Origin of the sequence: Corynebacterium sp. USCH3, from assembly GCF_037619475.1 — a bacterium.
Classification (GTDB): Bacteria; Actinomycetota; Actinomycetes; order Mycobacteriales; family Mycobacteriaceae; genus Corynebacterium.
Genome location: NZ_JAQPZT010000005.1, coordinates 361,052 through 378,492, shown reverse-complemented (window position 1 = coordinate 378,492; position 17,441 = coordinate 361,052). Strand labels below are relative to the sequence as shown.

14 protein-coding genes are annotated in these 17,441 nt (G+C 68.4%); 6 read left to right on the top strand and 8 right to left on the bottom strand.

Annotation, left to right across the window (positions count from 1 at the left end; all coding sequences use genetic code 11):
• The 3 genes from PQI66_RS12790 to PQI66_RS12780 form a co-directional block, all read right to left on the bottom strand.
• A partial coding sequence (locus PQI66_RS12790; RefSeq protein WP_339998825.1) for a cbb3-type cytochrome c oxidase subunit I occupies positions 1–797 on the bottom strand: 797 nt, incomplete at its 3' end.
• 132 nt (positions 798–929) lie between these two features.
• The gene (locus tag PQI66_RS12785) at positions 930–1,844 is read right to left on the bottom strand and encodes a LysR family transcriptional regulator (RefSeq protein WP_339998824.1); all 915 of its coding nucleotides are present in this window, start codon (positions 1,842–1,844) and stop codon (positions 930–932) included.
• 93 nt (positions 1,845–1,937) lie between these two features.
• Complete coding sequence (locus tag PQI66_RS12780; RefSeq protein ID WP_339998855.1) at positions 1,938–2,591, bottom strand: GntR family transcriptional regulator; 654 nt, start codon at positions 2,589–2,591, stop codon at positions 1,938–1,940.
• Between the two features lie 275 nt (positions 2,592–2,866).
• On the opposite strand from PQI66_RS12780, the gene PQI66_RS12775 reads away from it, so the two are divergent.
• Positions 2,867–4,030: a nitrate ABC transporter substrate-binding protein gene (locus PQI66_RS12775; RefSeq protein ID WP_339998823.1), complete on the top strand. Its 1,164-nt coding sequence runs from the start codon at positions 2,867–2,869 to the stop codon at positions 4,028–4,030.
• Positions 4,027–5,094 carry an isopenicillin N synthase family dioxygenase gene (locus PQI66_RS12770; protein WP_339998822.1) on the top strand — a complete coding sequence of 356 codons (1,068 nt, stop codon included), beginning with the start codon at positions 4,027–4,029 and terminating at the stop codon, positions 5,092–5,094. The genes PQI66_RS12775 and PQI66_RS12770 overlap by 4 nt, the downstream gene beginning before the upstream one ends.
• Positions 5,095–5,104: 10 nt before the next feature.
• Here the strand turns inward: PQI66_RS12770 and PQI66_RS12765 are convergent, their stop codons facing one another.
• Positions 5,105–5,872, bottom strand: a complete 768-nt coding sequence (locus PQI66_RS12765) for an SDR family oxidoreductase (RefSeq protein WP_339998820.1) — start codon at positions 5,870–5,872, stop codon at positions 5,105–5,107.
• A 42-nt stretch (positions 5,873–5,914) separates the two neighbouring features.
• On the opposite strand from PQI66_RS12765, the gene PQI66_RS12760 reads away from it, so the two are divergent.
• On the top strand, positions 5,915–6,157 hold the full coding sequence (locus PQI66_RS12760; RefSeq protein WP_339998819.1) for a hypothetical protein: 243 nt from the start codon (positions 5,915–5,917) through the stop codon (positions 6,155–6,157).
• 150 nt (positions 6,158–6,307) lie between these two features.
• Here the strand turns inward: PQI66_RS12760 and PQI66_RS12755 are convergent, their stop codons facing one another.
• Entirely contained in the window at positions 6,308–7,285 is a 978-nt protein-coding gene (locus PQI66_RS12755) for a diacylglycerol kinase (protein ID WP_339998818.1), read from the bottom strand.
• A complete protein-coding gene (locus PQI66_RS12750) occupies positions 7,285–8,937 on the bottom strand; it encodes an FAD-binding oxidoreductase (RefSeq protein ID WP_339998816.1) in 1,653 nt (550 codons plus the stop codon). Before PQI66_RS12750 ends, PQI66_RS12755 begins: the two co-directional genes overlap by 1 nt.
• Positions 8,938–9,044: 107 nt before the next feature.
• On the opposite strand from PQI66_RS12750, the gene PQI66_RS12745 reads away from it, so the two are divergent.
• The 3 genes from PQI66_RS12745 (at position 9,045) to PQI66_RS12735 (ending at position 12,138) form a co-directional block, all read left to right on the top strand.
• Positions 9,045–10,664: a glycerol-3-phosphate dehydrogenase/oxidase gene (locus PQI66_RS12745; RefSeq protein WP_339998814.1), complete on the top strand. Its 1,620-nt coding sequence runs from the start codon at positions 9,045–9,047 to the stop codon at positions 10,662–10,664.
• A 63-nt stretch (positions 10,665–10,727) separates the two neighbouring features.
• Entirely contained in the window at positions 10,728–11,438 is a 711-nt protein-coding gene (locus tag PQI66_RS12740) for a class I SAM-dependent methyltransferase (RefSeq protein WP_339998812.1), read from the top strand.
• Positions 11,431–12,138, top strand: coding sequence for a hypothetical protein (locus PQI66_RS12735; RefSeq protein WP_339998810.1), 708 nt, complete (start codon positions 11,431–11,433; stop codon positions 12,136–12,138). The genes PQI66_RS12740 and PQI66_RS12735 overlap by 8 nt, the downstream gene beginning before the upstream one ends.
• Positions 12,139–12,153: 15 nt before the next feature.
• Here PQI66_RS12735 and PQI66_RS12730 read toward each other — a convergent pair whose 3' ends face one another.
• Positions 12,154–14,697: an acyltransferase family protein gene (locus tag PQI66_RS12730; protein WP_339998809.1), complete on the bottom strand. Its 2,544-nt coding sequence runs from the start codon at positions 14,695–14,697 to the stop codon at positions 12,154–12,156.
• A gap of 121 nt (positions 14,698–14,818) precedes the next feature.
• Positions 14,819–17,407 (bottom strand): acyltransferase family protein, encoded by a 2,589-nt coding sequence (locus tag PQI66_RS12725; RefSeq protein ID WP_339998807.1) that lies wholly within the window; start codon positions 17,405–17,407, stop codon positions 14,819–14,821.
• Positions 17,408–17,441 lie beyond the last annotated feature (34 nt).

Genomic DNA, 17,441 nt, shown 5'->3' with positions numbered 1-17,441 from the left:
AAGAACCAGAACAGGTGCTGCCACAGGATCGCGCCACCGTTGGCGGAGTCGTAGATGTGCCCGCCCAGGATCCGGTCATAGAGCACGCCGAGGGCGGCGGCGGTCAGCAGCGGGAAGATCAGCAGCACCAGCAGCGACATGACCAGGATGTTCCAGGTGAACACGGGCATGCGGAACATCGTCATGCCCGGTGCACGCAGGCACAGGATCGTGGTGATCATGTTGACCGCCGAGGCGATCGTCCCCACACCGCCCACACCGACGCCGATGACCCACAGGTGTGACCCCACACCCGGCGAGTGGATGGCGTCGGCCAGCGGCATGTACATCGTCCAGCCGAAGTCGGCGGCACCACCGGGGGTCATGAAACCCGACAGCATGATGATGCCGCCCCAGGTGGTCAGCCAGAAGCCCAGGGCGTTCAGCCGGGGGAAGGCGACGTCGGGCGCACCGATCTGCAGGGGCATGACGTAGTTCGCGAACCCGAACACCAGCGGACTGCCGAACAGCAGCAGCATGATGGTGCCGTGCATGGTGAACAGCTGGTTGAACTGTTCGTTGGACAGGAACTGCAGGCCCGGGTGGAAGAGTTCCACGCGGATCAGCAGCGCCATGAGGCCGCCGATGAAGAAGAAGATGAAGGCCATCACGATGTACATGATGCCGAGCTGCTTGTGGTCCGTGGTTGTCAACATCGTCCATGCGTGGCCTCCCTTGCGGGATCGTCCACCATGGGGCCGGCTCTCAGGCCGGAGGTGAGGGGTGTCCTTCTTTTCGGGCGGGGCAACGGCAGTCAACGGTCCAAACCTCCTGAAGCGTCGGTGGCGGACTCTTGCCCGGTCGTCAGCCGGTGCCGTCACACGGTGTCGGTAATCCGACTATAGGTTTGGCGAGTTTCCCCTGGTGAGACCGTTGTCATTATGGGGTAATCACTTGTTCTTATGTGACCACGGCGACACTGAGACCAGGAACTTGGCCAACGAGTCCAGGTAGACCGCGCTCGCCGAACCCGGGTCCCAGACCAGCTCGTAGAACATCTCCACCTGCGTCCCGTCCTCCCGGACGATTCGACGGGACGGCATACCGTCCCGGACGTGCCGCTCCGGGAGCACCACCGCGCCCATGCCCTTGTCCGCCCAGCCGGGCAGGGCGCTGCAGTGGGTGACCTCCATCTCCGCACGCTTCAACTGCTGCCCGGCCTCGGCGAACACGTCGGAAACCATGCGGGTGATACCGCAGCCGTGACGGCACAGGATCAGCTCACGTTCGGCGAGTTGGTCGACGGTGATCGTCTCACCCTCCCCCTCCCCCGCCGGATCGACCAACACAAGGTAGTCCGAATCGATCAAGCGGTGACTGTACCCCGGCAGCGACCCGAGCGCCGGGACGATGATCATGTCGAGGCTTCCCGCCTGCAGGAACTCCTCGAGCGGCTCGAGTTCCGCCTCCAGCAGCATCACGTCGTGCCCGGTGGCCAGGGCGTTCGGACCGTGGATCGCGTCCTTGAGTTGTCCGACGATGGCCTTGTCGATCTTCGGCGAGACACCGACACGCACGGTGCCGGACCTGCTCGAGGTGAAGGACTCCGCCTCGACCTCCATCCGGGTCACGTCCGTGATGATCTGCTTGATACGTGGAAGCACGGCCGCACCGAACGCCGTCGGCGACGTCCCCCGCGGGTTACGCAGGAAGATACGTCCGCCGAGGTGCTCCTCGAGCTTGGCGATGCTGATGGACAGTGCCGGCTGAGTGACCCCGAAGCGACGCGCGGCTGAGCTGAACGATCCCGTGTCCGCCACCGCGTCGGCGTAGCGCAGGGATTCGAGAGTGAGTCTGGCATTCATGATGCTTTCATCCTATGACCGCTGACCTGCACCATAAAACATTGTCCATAAATAATAGCGATACTAGCATAACATACCCCCGTGACGCGGGTCTCACCCCCGGAGAATCCGGACGAGCACCGCACCGGCGTGAGACGAAGCGGCGGCGGAGGCTGCATGTACGTCGCCCCGCTCCAGCGCATCGACGATCAACAGGTGCTCCTGCAGGGACATCCGCGCGTTGAGCTCACTGTGCCAGGCATCGGACCGGTACAGGTACCCCTGGATGTCCAGCCGCGCCAGCACCTCACACAACGGTCGGTTCGCCGAGATCTCCCGGATGCGCGTATGGAATGCCAGGTCGATCCTCGAGTCACGGACCGGGTCCGGCTTCCCCGCCAGGTTGCGCTCCTGGACCTCGAGCATCTCCCGCAGCTCGACGATCTCGTCCTGTGTCACCCTTGCGGTCGCCTGCCCTGCAGCTTTTCCGTCCAACACCTCGCGCAGCTCAAAGACCTGCTCCAGCGTAGTCCTGTCCAACACCGCCACGCGTGCTCCTGCATGTGGTCGGTATTCGGCGACCCCGTCGACGGTGAGCTGCTGAACCGCCTCCCGCACCGGACTCCGGGACACCCCCAACCGTGAGGCGATACCCGGCACACTCAGCGGCGTGCCCGGCGGCAGTCCTCCGGTGATGATCTCCTCACGCAGTCGTTGCAGAACCGATTCGGCGAGCAGTGCGCCGTTACGTCGGTCCGCCGTCACCATGTCAGACATGACAGTGCTCCTCTCGGCGCCTCTCGTCCCGTTCAGTCCGGACGATTACATGTATTACGGAATAGTTTCCCAGGTTAAATTCTGATCTCCATGATCTCCACTCCCGGAGCAGGCCGTCGTCGCAGGACGACCACTCTACCTGCAATAAACAATCATCCATCTGCTTTATTTCCATCAGAATACCCTCGATCACCACCCGCGAACCAGTAGCGGAGAGCGTTGGTCACGACCTAGATTCTACATGCAATCACCCATGAGGAGAGAACATGACCGTCCGACGCACCACACGAACACTCACCGCAACACTCGGCGCCGCCGCACTGACCACGGGCCTCGTCGCCTGCACGGACGACGCCGGTTCCGGGGCGGACGTCGACATCGAACCCGCTGCCGCGGAGTACCGCCTCGACGACGTCTGTCCGGAGAACATCGACATCCAACTGCAGTGGCAGCCCCAGTCCGACCAGGCCGGTGTCATCGGACTGATGGGACCCGACTACGCCATTGACGACCAGTCCAAGTCAACCACCGGCTCCCTGGTCTTCGACGGCGGCGACACCGGTGTCGACCTCACCCTGCGGGCCGGCGGCGCATCCATCGGCTTCCAGTCCGTGCCCGACCAGATGTACACCGACGAATCGATCGACCTGGGCCTCGTCCACCAGGACCAGATGGTCGTCGCCGCCGACAGCCAGCGCGTGGTGGGACTGACCCCGCTGTTGAAGACCAACCCCTCGATCGTCATGTGGGACCCGGAGACCCACCCGGACTGGGAGGGCATCGAGGACATCGGCGGCACCGGCACCTCCGTCGTCGTCTCCCAGGACCAGGTCTTCCCCCGCTGGCTCGTCGCCGAGGGCCTGCTCGACCAGGACCAGCTCGACACAAGCTACGACGGTGCCCCCGCCCGCTTCGTCGCCGACCCGTCCATCGCCCAGCAGGGCTTCGCGAACTCCGAGCCCTACCGGTACGAGAACGAGGTCGAGTCGTGGATGAAACCCGTGGGCTACCAGCTCGTCCGCGACGTCGGCTACGACACCTACGGAGCGAACCTCACCGTGCGCCCCGAACGGATCGAGGAGATGTCCGACTGCCTGGAGAAGCTCGTACCCATGGTCCAGCAGACCGGGAAGAACTACGTGGAGGACCCACAGGCGACGAACGACCTGATCATCGACTGGGTAGGCAGTGACAACGCCTTCAACCCATACACCGCCGACGAAGCCACCGCCTCCGCTGGGACCCTGCGTGACGAGGACATCATCGCCCCCGGCGACGACGACGTCTGGGGCAGCTACGACATGGACAAGGCGCAGTCCGCCATCGACATGCTGATCCCCGTCCTCAACGACTCCGGCTCAAACCTCCCCGACCAGATCCCCGCCACCGACCTCTTCGACCCCCGCTTCATCAGTGAGGACATCTCATGAGCATCACCATCCCCGTCATCGACATCTCCCCCTACCTCTCCAGCTCCGACGCGCACGACCCCACCGTGCAGGACGCCCGCGCCGAGGTCGCCCGGCAGCTCGACGCGGCGTGCGCCGGCGTCGGTTTCCTCCAGATCGTCGGCCACGGCATCCCGTCCGACGTCCGGGACGGACTCGCCGACGCCCTCGACGAGTTCTTCGCCCAACCGTTGGACACGAAGAAGAGCTACACCCGCCCCGGCGAGAACCGCGGCTACAGTCCGCCGAAGAGCGAGTCGCTCAGCATGAGCCTGGGCGTGGCCGCCGCCAACCAGATGAACGACTTCTACGAGGCGATCACCGTCGGCTCGGAACGCTCCTGGTTCCCCGGCCTCGACCTCCCCGAGACCAGCTACCCGGACAACTCCTGGCCGACCAGGATCGCGCCGTCCTTCCGTCCGAACGTCGAGGCCTGGTTCAGCGAAGCCGGGCGGGTCTCCCGCGTCCTGCTCACCGCATTCACCGACGCGTTGGCCCTGCCGTCCGGCTACTTCGACGGGATGGTGGACCACTCCATCGACGCCCTGAAGATGAACCACTACACCCTTCCGGAGGGCGACATCGAGCTCGCCGGCGAACTGACCGGCATGGGGGCGCACACCGACTTCGGCATCCTCACCGTGCTCTGGGCCGACCGCGTCCCTGGCCTGCAGGTCCTCGACCGGGAGGGGACGTGGCACGCGGTCGAACCGGCGGAGGACGCGCTAATCGTCAACCTCGGCGACGCCATGGCCCGCTGGACGAACGACCGGTGGATGTCCACCGTGCACCGCGTCGACCCGCCGGTGGTCGACGGGAAGATCATCCGACGCAGGTCAGCCGCATTCTTCTTCGACGGCAACCACGACGCCGTCATCGAGACGCTGCCAGGCTGCGTCGGCGGTGCCGACGGTGCCGACGGTGCCGGGGGCTACCCGCCGATCACCGTCGCCGACAACATCAACGCGAAACTCGCCGGCATGAAGTCCGGGTTGGCGCCGACGGACGCAGGACGCGAGGCGGCCCGCGTCACGGCCGCCGGGTAGGAGCAGACGGTCACGCCTGGTCGACCGGCCTGATCATGATGGTGTCCACGTCCATGTGCGCCGGACGGTCAGCCACCCAGCGGATCGTCTCGGCGATGTCCTGCGCGGTGAGGTTCAGGACGTCCTCGTACACTTGCTGCGCCCGCTCGGCGTCCCCCTTGAACCGGTTGAGACTGAAGTCCGTGGCCACCCGACCTGGGTCGATCTGGCACACGCGCACCCCCTTCTCCGCGAACTCCATGCGCATCACGTCCGTCAGGGCGGTCTCCCCGAACTTCGCGGCGTTGTACCCGGCGCCGCCGCGGTAGGCTCCCCGCCCGGCAATGGAGACGACATTGATGACCTGCGGCGCGTCCTTCCTGGTCAGTTCCGGGAACAGTGCCTGGGTGACCTGCAGTGTGCCGATGACGTTCGCCTCGTACATCCACCGCCAGTCCTCGACGTCCCCCTCCAGGACCGGATCGAGTCCCCTTGCTCCGCCCGCGTTGTTGACCAGCAGGTCCGCGCCCCCGAGATCATGCACGGCGGCCGCGAGGGCGTCCACGCTCCCCCGGTCGGTGACGTCGACCTGCACGACGTGGGTGGTGGCGTCCGGAGCGTCCACCCCGATACGTGCGGCGACCTCCTCAAGTCTCTCCGGGCGCCGCGCGGCGAGGACGACGTCCCACCCGTCGGCGGCCAGGGAAGACGCGGTGGCCTCCCCGATCCCTGCGGAAGCACCGGTCACCACGGCGAGGCGACGTGCTGTGCTGGTTGCGCTGTCGTTGTTGTTGCCCATATCCCCGAGACTAGCTGCTCCGGTGACCTAGAATCAGCGGTTATGAAGCTCCCGAGCATGCTCAACGCCCGCGTGACCCGCGCCCAGATCGACCATCCCGTAGTGGCGGGCAAGGTGATCAGGAAACTCACCGGGTCCAGCGGGAAGAAGGGGAAGAACGGCAAGGACGGTACGGACGGCTCGGCGGCGGCACCGGTGTCCCCGCCACTCACCCGCGCCACGCTGACCCGGACCAACGGGATCGACGCCGCGAAGATCGCCGCCGGAGTCCCGGCCGCGCACTGACCACCTACTGACCGCCTACGGACCGCACCCCGACCGCCCGCCGGTACGACCATGTGAGGGCGGTTCTCTCGTCCAGAAACGCCCCCACGTGTCGGTGTCAGCTCCGTAGCTCCGCCTGACGGGCAGACTGCGACGGAGAAACGGCGGACACTACGGCCGTGGCACCAGGTAGCGCCCCGCGCCAGGCACGACCTCGACCTCCATCGGCAGCGGCGCGAACATGTCACCGTCGGCGTAACCGTTGATCGGCTGGCCGGTGTGGGCCCCCTTCCCGTCCGTCATCTCGATGCGGACCTTCTTCGCGCGGTAGGTGCTCACCCCCTCCTCCTCGACGAAACTGCCGTCGAAGATCTTGATGAACTTCAGTGCCGCCTTCACCCGGTTCATCCGTTCCAGCACGGTGATGTCCAGGATCCCGTCATGGTGGTCGGCGTCCGGGCAGATCAGCATGCCGCCGCCGTAGCTCTTCGTGTTGCCCATCGCGACCAGTGTCATGTTCTCTTCGAGTACCCGCTCCCCGTCTGTCCCGGGATCCAGCACCAGTCGGGTGGGAATCGAGTGGAAGTTGAGGAACTCGGCGACGATGGCGATGTTGTAGCGCATCTGCCCTTTCGGCCAGCTGATGCGGTTCGTCCGGTCGGAGACCAACGAGTCGAAACCCGCGCACGCGATGGTGCCGAACCAGTGTTCGTCGCCGGCGTCGTTGCGCATCCTCCCCAGGTCCGTGGTGGTGCAGAAGCCCCGGGCGACCACGTCTGCGGCCCGACGCGGGTGGGTGGGGATGCCGTATTCACGGGCATGGTCATTGCCGGTGCCCGCCGGGATGATACCGAGTGGGGTGGACGACCCCGCCTGCTCCTGCAGTGCGAGGTTGATCAGCCCGTCACCGCCGCAGACGACCAGCGCGTCGATCTCCTTCTCGGCGACCATGCGTCCGGCCAGCTCGCGTGCCCCTGCCGGGGAGGCACCCTGGATACTGACGACGTCGATGCCGTGGTCGGCGAAACGGTCACGGGCCTCCTCCGCCGCCGAGGCGGCGCCTCCTTTGCCGGCGTGGGGGTTGGTCAGCAGGGCGATACGCTTCAGGTCGACGTGGCCGACCTCGTAGCTGTTCCCGTCGCCGCTCATCAGGATGCTCCGATCAGTGTGCCGGGGTTGAGGATGCCCGCCGGGTCGAGCCGGTTCTTCACGGCCCGCAGGATCTCGACGCCGAGCTCCCCGATCTCCGCCGACATGAAGGGCCGGTGGTCGGCGCCGACGGCGTGGTGGTGGGTGACCGTGCCACCGTTCTCGGTGAGCGCCCTGGTCACCGCGGTCTTCGCCGTGCGCCACTGGGTGACCGGGTCGCCCTTCTGTGCGGCGACGATGGTGAAGTACAACGAGCACCCCTCGGCGTAGACGTGCGAGACGTGGCACATGATCAGTGCCATCGTCCCCGACCCGTTCAGCGTCTCGGCCAGCGCCTCACCGACCGCCTTCTTCAACCGCGGGACGTTCGACCAGTCGGTGCAGGTCTCCAGGGTCTCGCACAACGCGCCGGAGTCCAGCAGGGAGTCGCGGAGCACCGGGGCGTTGAACCGTCCCTGCTCCCAGTGCCGGGCGGGATCCTCCCCCACGCTCGTCGCCCCCAGGGAGAGCAGCAGGTCACGGGTCTCCTTGTGCCGGGACGCCGTGTGGGCCTCGGTGCCCTCGTACATGGTGATGCACATGCATCCGGGCGGCGCGCTGGATTCCCCGGCCTTGTCGCCGGAGGACAGGTTGATTGAGGACTCGATCTCGTCGGACAGGCGGATCACCGTCGGCCCGGTCCCGGTCTGCTTCACCGCGCGCAGTGCCGCGACGCCGGTGCCGAAGTCGGGGAAGGTGAAGGCCTCGTAGCGTTTGACCTGGGGGACCGGGTGGACGCGCAGCCGGACCCGGGTGACCACACCGAAGGTGCCTTCCGAACCCATGACCAGCTCACGCAGGTCCGGTCCGGCGGCCGAGGCCGGGGAGGCGTGCCCGACGGACATCACCCCGGCGGGGGTGACCAGGGTCAGTTCACGCACCATGTCGTCGAACCGTCCGTACCCGGCGGAGTTCTGGCCGGAGGACCGCGTCACCGCGTAGCCGCCGATGGTGGCGTAGGGGAACGACTGCGGGTAGTGCCCGATCTGCAGTCCGTGGTCGGCGAGCAGTAGTTCGGCGGCCGGCCCGGTCAGCCCTGCCCCGAGCGTCGCCAGTCCGGACTCGGTGTCCACGTCGGTCAGTTCGTCGAACCTGACCAGGTCCAGGCTGACCACGGCGCGGAAGCTCCGTGCACCGTCGGTGTCAGTGGGGGTCAACCCACCGACGACGGAGGTCCCTCCCCCGAACGGCACCACGGCGATACCCTCGGAGGAACAGAACTCCAGGACCGCGAGGACCTCCCCGTCGGAACCCGGCGCGAGGACGGCGTCGGGCGCCGAGATCACGTGGGAGCGTCCCGCTCTCCATTCCAGCAGGTCCAGCGACGACTTCCCGCGGGCACGGGGAGCCCGCTGGGCGTCCTCCACCGAGACATGCGACGCACCGACGATGTCGGCGAAGGCCTGCAGGTCCGTCTCCGACAGCCGAACCGGGCTCACCGTGACGGCGTCGACGGGCAGGTCCTTCGCGGCGGTGGCGGAGGCGTCCTCCCGCACTCCCATCAGGGTGGCGAGCATGCCGCGTGTCGAGTCACCCAGCGGCTTCGCCTCGTCGACCGTGCCCCACAGGTTGAACTTCATCGGCGGTACCGGGACAGAGCTGGCGTTGTTCATGCCTGAAAAGATACCCGGCGGACCGGCACCCGGGTGGGGGAACGGCGTGTTCCGGTGGCATACCGGTTACGCCACCTGCGTCCGGTACACCACATATGCTCGACACCATGCCGCATTTCACCGCCGACGCCACCCGCCTCAACGCCGCCCGCCGCACCCACGAGCTCGCCTCGTTGCGCGACGGCGGCACCCACGTCGACCTCGTGGTCATCGGTGCCGGTGTGACGGGAGCCGGCATCGCGCTGGACGCCGTGACCCGCGGGCTGGACGTCCTGATCGTCGACGCCCACGACATCGCCTTCGGCACGTCACGGTGGTCGTCGAAACTCGCCCACGGCGGACTGCGCTACCTCGCCACCGGCAATGTCGGCATCGCCCGGCGCTCCGCCCTGGAGCGTGGCATCCTCATGGGCACCACCGCCCCGCACCTCACCCATGCCGTCACCCAGGTCGTGCCGGTGCAGGACCGTTACACCCGCGGCCAGAAGACCGCGCCCCGTGTCGGTTTCATCGCCGGCGACGCCCTGCGCATCGCCGCGCGGACGCCGTCGACCACACTGCCGCCGTCGCGGACGGTCAGCCGTCAGCGTGTCATCGACCTCTGCCCGGCGGTCGACACCTCCGACCTGCGCTTCGGCTACCTCAACCATGACGGCCAGCTCATCGACGACGCCCGCCTGGTCACCGCGATCGTCCGCACCGCCGCCGGGTACGGCGCCCGGGTGGTCACCCACTGCCGCGCCGTCGAGGCGCACGGCGGGTCGGTCGTCCTGCAGGACGAACTGGACGCCGACTCGTCCCCGGTCACCGTCACCGCCGGCGCGGTGGTCAACGCCACCGGGGTGTGGGCCGGCAAGCTCGACCCGCAGGTCACCGTGCGCCCGTCCCGTGGGACGCACCTGGTCATCGACGCGGCGAAGGTCGGCAACCCCGCTGGCGCACTGACCGTCCCGGTCCCGGGGCACACCAGCCGGTTCTGCTTCATCCTCCCCGAACAGTTGGGCCGCTGCTACATCGGCATCACCGACGAGGACCTCGGCAGCGACACCATCCCGGATGTGCCCGAGGTCCCCGACTCCGACGTCCAGTGGATCCTCGACGTCGTCAACCAGGCCCTCGCCGTGGACCTCACCACCGCCGACGTGCTCGGCGCCTTCGCGGGGTTGCGCCCACTGGTGCAGTTCAACGACCCGGACAACGGCGCGGACGGCGACGCCCCGGCCTCCACCGCCGACCTCTCCCGCGAGCACGTGATCCTCACGGGGGACGGGGAGGACGCCAACCTCATCACCGTCACCGGCGGCAAGCTCACGGAGTACCGGCTGATGGCGGAGCAGACGGTGGACCTTGTCGCCACGAAGCTCCGCGACACCGGTGCCACGCCGGGGCCGTGTCTCACGACCTCCCTTCCGCTCGTCGGCGCTCCCGGTGCGCCCGGGGTGCGCGAGGTGCGCTCCAGCGACCTGGCCGGGCTGCCGGACTCGATGATCGCCCGCTTCGGCCATGAGGCACCGGACGTGCTGCGGACCTGCCCGGTGGACGATCCGTTGGAGCCGGTGGCGCCGGGGATCGACACCGTCCGCGCGGAGTTCGCCTGGCACGTCACCCATGAAGGTGCGTTGACCGTGGAGGACCTCATCGACCGGCGGTCCCGCATCGGACTGGTCGACACCGACCGCGAGGCCTGCCTGGCGACAGCACAGGAGATCCTCGACACGGTGGGATGAGAAACAACTCCCACACAACTCCGCGCATTTCCGCCCGTCAGGCCGGGTGGCATACTGGTGGGCATGAGTCCGATCCAGCCCATGTCAGTGCCGTCAGTACCGTCAGGACCCTCAGAACCCTCAGAACCTGAGTCCGGTGCGGCGACAGCAACCACCTCCACCACCTGGGCGTCCGTCACCGGGGCGGACCCCGCCCACTCGCAGCGCTACATCGCCCGATGGGAGGGCTTCGAACACGAGGGCAAGGACATCGACGGTGAGGCCCGTCTCATCGACGCGATGGCCTCCCGCAACGCCCGCATCCTCGACGCCGGCTCCGGCACGGGACGTGTCGCCGTCAGCCTCGCCGCCCGCGGTCACGTCGTCACCGCCGTCGACATCGACCCGCAGCTCGTCGACTACGCCCGGGAACGCTACGCCGGCTCCGGGGTCGACTGGAACATCGGTGACCTGGCCTCCACCGACGACGTGCCCGCCGGCCCGTTCGACCTCATCGTCTCCGCCGGCAATGTCCTGGCCTTCATCCCCGACGCCGCCCACCGCCAGGCTCTCGGTGTCCTGGCGTCCCGGCTGGCTCCGGGCGGGCGCCTCGTCGTCGGCTTCGGGCTGTCGCGGGGACGCTCCGTGGAGTCCTTCGAGGACGATGCCGCTGCCGCGGGGCTGCGCATCGTTCAGCGGTTCTCCTCCTGGGAGCTGCGGCCCTTCGGGGAGGGCGACTTCATGGTCGCCGTCCTCCAGCAGACCGGGGCGTCGGGGGTGTCCGACGATGAGTGAGCCGGGATCCGCCGCCTCCCCGGTGGCCCAGGTCGTGTTCCGCCACGACCCGACCAGCGCACCGCAGTGGACCTACTACGGGATCAACGCCCCGATGACCGGTAGCGCGCAGAAGCTCTCCGAGGCGAAGTACGCCGCCACACGTGACCTCCAGTTCCTCTCCGGCGACGAGAAGCCGGCGATGCGCAGCTACGCCGAGTGGGCCGTCGACCAGGAGACCAGCCCGGAGGGTATGCCCCGCACTGCCCCGGCGATGTACGTGCGGTCCCTGCAGGACGACGACACCAACCAACGCCTGCACCGTCAGAACCTGGCCCAGGCCTACCTGGAGGGTATCCGCTCCACACCCGAGATCCGGACGTCCTTGCCGGCGCTCGTGGCCGGCGAGGGGACCGGTGACGGGACAGACGGCGCCGACGGCCCGCCCGACGTCATCCTCGTGACGCTCTTCCCCACGGACCTGCTGGGGGACGCGCTGCTGAACCTGACCGCCATGGACACCGTCATCTTCTGCCTGCCCGACGGCGACTCCCTGGGGTTCCTCCCGGTCTCCGGGACAGAGGTCTGGCCGTCCGACGGTTCCGACGGCCTGCTGGAGCGCTTCGGGCTGGACGAGTTCGCCACCGTCCAGGACCTCATGGACGCCAGTGACAACGACGGGGCCGGTGACGGGTCCGGTGACTCGACAGACGGGAACTGACCGGCGCGCCGCAGGTCAGTACTGCGGCGCGTAGCCGTAGCCCGGATCCACGTAGCCGGGGTCCACATAACCGGGGTCGACGTAGCCGGGGTCGACCCACCCCGGATCCACCCAGCCTGGATCGACCCACCCCTGGTCCGGGGCCGGCGCGGGGGCAGGCTCCGGAGCAGGTTCCGGCTCCGGCGCCGGAGTGTCGACGTAGCCCTCCTCCCCCGGCTTCGGCAGGCGGAAGACGTCCTTGCGCACCTCACCGTCCGGCGTCGCGGGCGCGGCCGCATCGGCGTCCTCGGCGGCCCGACGGGACTCCTCCACCGCGGCGGGATCGTACATCTGCCGGTCGATCTCCGGGGCGAGCATCGCGGCGAAGAGGTTGGTGAAGTGCTGTGCGTCCCGGTAGACGAGCACGTTGCCGACGACACCGGGGCAGCGTCCGTCCCGGCACACCGCATCGGTGACGTCGATGTTCGTCAGGTCGAGGCCACGGTAGGCCGCCAGCGCCGGGTTCACCGGGGCCAGTGACTCCGCCTCGTCGACACCGCAGTCCTCGTCGTCGCCACGGTCCTCGGCGACACACAGGCGGGCGTTGCCCTGCACGCCGGGCGCGTCCAGCACCCAGGGGGTGTCGCGCACGCCCCAGGTGTGGATGCCCGCGTCGGAGAGACGGCGCACCATCTCCACGTACTCCGGCGGGACCTGGTCCGGCCCGTCACCCTCGATGGTGGTGGGCCGGGTGACCGTCATGAAGATGCCCTCGGACGGCGGGTTCTCGAAGATGTAGTCCTCGGCCTTCTGCTGCCATTCGCGGCACTCCGGGTAGTCCGAGCCGTCCCACTTGGGGATGTCCATGCCGATGACGCAGCCGAGCTTGAGGATCGGGACGATCTTGAAGTTGCGCTGCTTGGCGATGAGGTCCAGGGCAGGCAGGTAGTGCTCCGAGTGCGAGCCGCCGACGAGGTACATCGTGCGTTCGGAGTCGACGTCGCCGTAGACGCACGGTTCGTCCTCCTCGTTGAACCACTTCGTCATCACCAGGTCGGTGTGGTCGAAGTGGGCGAGACACCCTTCCTTCAGGGTGTCGGCGAGCATCGGCGCGTCGTCCGACGGGTCCGGCAGGACGGGAAGGCCGTCGGGGGCGGGGGCGTCCTCCAGGAACGCATTCGGCCCGGGGTACTCGGCGGGGTCGACGTCCTGCACACTGAGCTCGCGCGCACGACTGTCGATGCGGGCCTGCGCGATCGGCGCGAAGGCGAACACCGCACCGGTCGCAAGGATGATGACCAGGACGGCGACGCCCTTCCCGCGGGCACGCAGGGTGTTGCGCCAGTAGCCGCGGTCGAACAGCACCCACGACCGGTGCGGCTTGGACTTCTGGCGCAGCGGCGTCTCCACCAGGCGGAGCGTGAGCCACGCCAGCAGGAGGGACAGGACGATCACGCCGGTGCCGACCGCCGCACCCGTGCCCGCCCCCAGCGTGGCGGTGATGCCACGCAGTCCGCCGGCCTGGGAGGCGGTCGAGGTGGAGAACCAGAAGGTCGCCAGTGTCAGCAGCGGCCAGTGCCACAGGTACAGGCTGTAGGAGGTCCGGCCCAGGAACTGGAAGACCCGGCCGTCGAGCATACGGCTGACGCCGGTCGACGGGGCGGGTGCAGCGCCCCCGTCGCCGGACGTGCCGGGGCGGGACTCCGGGTTGCCGGCGAAGATGACCAGCATCGCACCGGCCAGCGGCACCAGCGTCCACGGCCCGGGGAACTGTGCCGCACCGTCGAGGAACAGACCGGTCACGATGATCAGGACCAGGCCGACCAGGCCCGCCGGCCAGCGCACCCACCGCAGGGACCGGGGGATGGCGATGCCCAGCAGCCAGATGCCGAAGAGGCCGCCCAGACCGATCTCCCAGAAACGCGACAGCGGCGAGTAGTAGTTCGTCGCCTGGTCATGACCGCCGAGCCAGGTCGCGTAGCCGAAGCTGGCGACCGTACCGGCGACCAGGAGCCAGTGCAGCAGTGCCGCCCCTGCCTTCGCCCGTTTCCGGAACAGTGCCGCCAGCAGCGCGATGGCCACCAGTGAGCCGAGGTAGATCTGCATCTGCACCGACATCGACCAGATGTGCTGGTACAGGCTCACGTCCCGGTTGATGGCCGTGTACTCCTGGCCCTCGTTGGCCAGGTGGAAGTTCTGCACGTAGAGCAGGGAGGACGTGGCGTCCGTCCCGGCGTTGACCCACCGGACTTCGGCGTAGACCACCACCGCCAGGACGAGCGTCGCACCGACGACGGTGATCAGCGCCGGGTACAGGCGACGGAAGATACGCAGGAAGGACTGCACGAGCGTGAGACCCGCCGGGTTCAGGGCGTTGCGGATCTGCGGGGCGAAGAAGAAGATGCCGCCGACGAGCAGGAACACGTCCACACCGGACGACACGCGTCCGACGAACACGTGGAAGACAACCACCAACGCGATCGCCAGGCCACGGAGCCCGTCGATGTCCCGGCGGTGCGCCGGCCGGGGACGTCCGGCGGGCGCGCTGTTCGTCCCTGGCTGCGTGGTGGAAGAGTTCATGGCGCGGTACAGCATACCGCCCATCACGCCGGTTTCAGAACACATCCAGGCCGCAGAGTGTTACACGGGGGTCCGGCACCGTCGCGACGACCCAGGTGAACGGGGTTGACCGGCCCACCCGTCAGTACGGCGGGGCGTATCCCGGTTCGACGTAGCCCGGAGCGACGTACCCCGGGGCCACGTAGCCGGGGTCGACCCACCCCGGATCCACCCAGCCCGGATCCACCCAGCCCGGGTCGACGGCAGGCGGGGCCGGCTCCGGCGCCTGATCCTGGCCCTGGTCAGTCACCGGTGCATCGCCGGGTTTCGGCAGCCGGAAGACGTCCTTCGGCGCCAACGCCGGTGCCGTCGCCCCGGCGCCCTCCCCGTCCGTCGCCCGTACCGCGTCGGCGGCGTCGGCGTCGATGCGTCGCTGGTCCCCGGCGGAGTCCGACTCGTACATCTGCCGCTCCAGCTCGGGGGCCATCAGCGATGCCCAGGTGGGTGTGAAATGGTTGCCGTCCCGGTAGACCAGCACATTGCCGACGACAGCCGGACAGACACCGTCCCGGCAGTAGGCGGCGGTGAGGTCGATGTGGGTGACGTCGAGACCGTCGTAGGCGTCGAGGGCGGGGTTGCGCTCGAGGAGTTGCCCGGCGGAGGGCCCGCAGTCGTCCGGGTCACCGCCGTCCGCGACGCACAGCATCGAGTTGCCCAGCTGCCCGTCCGTCTGACGCCACGGGTTGTCCCGCACACCCCAGGTGTGGATGCCGGCGTCGGTGAACGTCCGGACCGCCTCGACGTAACCGTCCGGCACCTGGTCGGGGCCGGCACCGGTGCGGGCGGTCGGCCGGGTGGACGGCATGAACACCCCGTCGCTCGGCGGATGGTCGAGGATGTAGCGGGTGGCCTTGTCCTGCCAGGCGTAGCACTCGTCGTAGTCACCTCCCTTCATGCGCTCGATCTTCATGCCGAGCACACAGCCCACCTTCACCAGGGGGACGACCTTGATCCCCCGGTCCCGGCCGATGATGTCCAACGCGGGGAGGAAGTGTTCGGAGTGCGATCCGCCGGCGAGGTACATCGTCCGGTCGGCGTCGGTGTCGCCGTAGGCGCAGGGGATGTCCGAGTCGTTGTTGTCGTGGGTGAGGATGAGGTCCTCCCCGTCAACCCCGACCAGGCAACCGTCCAGCGAGCTGTCCGGCAGCATGGTCGCCGGGTCCCACACGGCGGCAGGCTGGACGGCGACGCCGGCGGGCACCGGCGCGTCCTCCAGGAACGCCCGCGGACCGGGGTACTCCTCCGCCTCGGGACCGTCTACCTCGGCCACCAGTGTGGTCTGGTGGGTGTGCATCTGCACCAGGCGTTCCGAGGACAACACCACGGCCGAGGCGACGACGATGACAGCCACCGTGACGACCTTCGCCCGTGAGCGCAGCAGGGCGGCCCAGTACGCACGGTCCCACAGCATCCAGGAGCGCCCCGGTTTCCCCTTCTGACGCAGCGGGGTCTCCACGTAGCGGTGCGTCAACCACGCGAGCAGCAGGGAGACGGCGATGACACCCGTCCCGACGAGAGCACCCCGACCGGTGCCCAGGGTCGCCGTGGTGCCCGCCAGGCCGTCCCCCTCAGCTCCGGCCCCGCCCCCGGCCGTCTCACCGGCCGCGTCGGAGAACAGGTAGGTCGCCAGAACCAGCAGCGGCCAGTGCCACAGGTACAGCCCGTAGGAGACCTGCCCGAGGAACTGGAACACCCGCCCGTCCAGCAGCCGGGTCACCCCCACGGACGGGACCGTGCGTCCCTCGGCCGCGGCACGCACGCGGTCACCGTCCGGCTCAGCCACCGGGGTCCCCGCCACGACGACCAGGATCGCCCCGGCCAGCGGAACGACCGTCCACGGTCCGGGGAACTGGGCTGCGCCGTCGAGCAGCAGACCGGTGGCCACGATCAGCACCAGGCCGACCACACCGGCGGGCCAGCGCAGCCACCGCCACACCCACGGGATGCCGCGGCCGACCATCCAGAGGCCGAACAGTCCGCCCACCCCGATCTCCCAGAACCGGGACAAGGGCGAGTAGTAGTTCGCCGCCTGGTCGTGGATCCCCAGCCACACGGCGTAGAGGAAGCTCAACAGGGTCGCCACCGACAGCACGCGGTGCAGGGTCCGCGCCCCGGTACTGACCTTCCTCCGGAACATGGCGGCCAGCACCACGATGGCCAGCAGGGATCCCAGGTAGATCTGCATCTGCACCGACATCGACCAGATGTGCTGGAAGAGACTGACGTCCCGGTTGACCGCGGAGTACTCCTTACCCTCGGACGCCAGGTGCAGGTTCTGCACGTAGAGCAGGGAGGACGCCGCGTCCCCACCGGCCTGCGCCCACCGGGAGACCGGGTAGACCACCAGCGTCAGCACCATCACCGCCGACACCACGGTGAGCAGCGCCGGGTACAGCCGCCGCACGATCCGCAGGACGGACTGCACCGGCGTCAGTCCGGCCGGGTTCAGGGCGTTGCGGATCTGCGGGGCGAAGAAGAAGATGCCGCCGATGAGCAGGAACACGTCGACGCCGGCGGAGACCCGTCCGACGAAGACGTGGAAGACCACGACCAGGGCGATGGCGAGCCCACGCAGCCCGTCGATGTCACGGCGGTGGGTACGACGGGTCGACCGACGTCCCCCGAGGACGGGGGCGGGCCGGTGTCCGGTATCGGTGGTTGTCGACTTCATGTCGGACTAGATATTAAGTCCGTTCTCAGGCCGT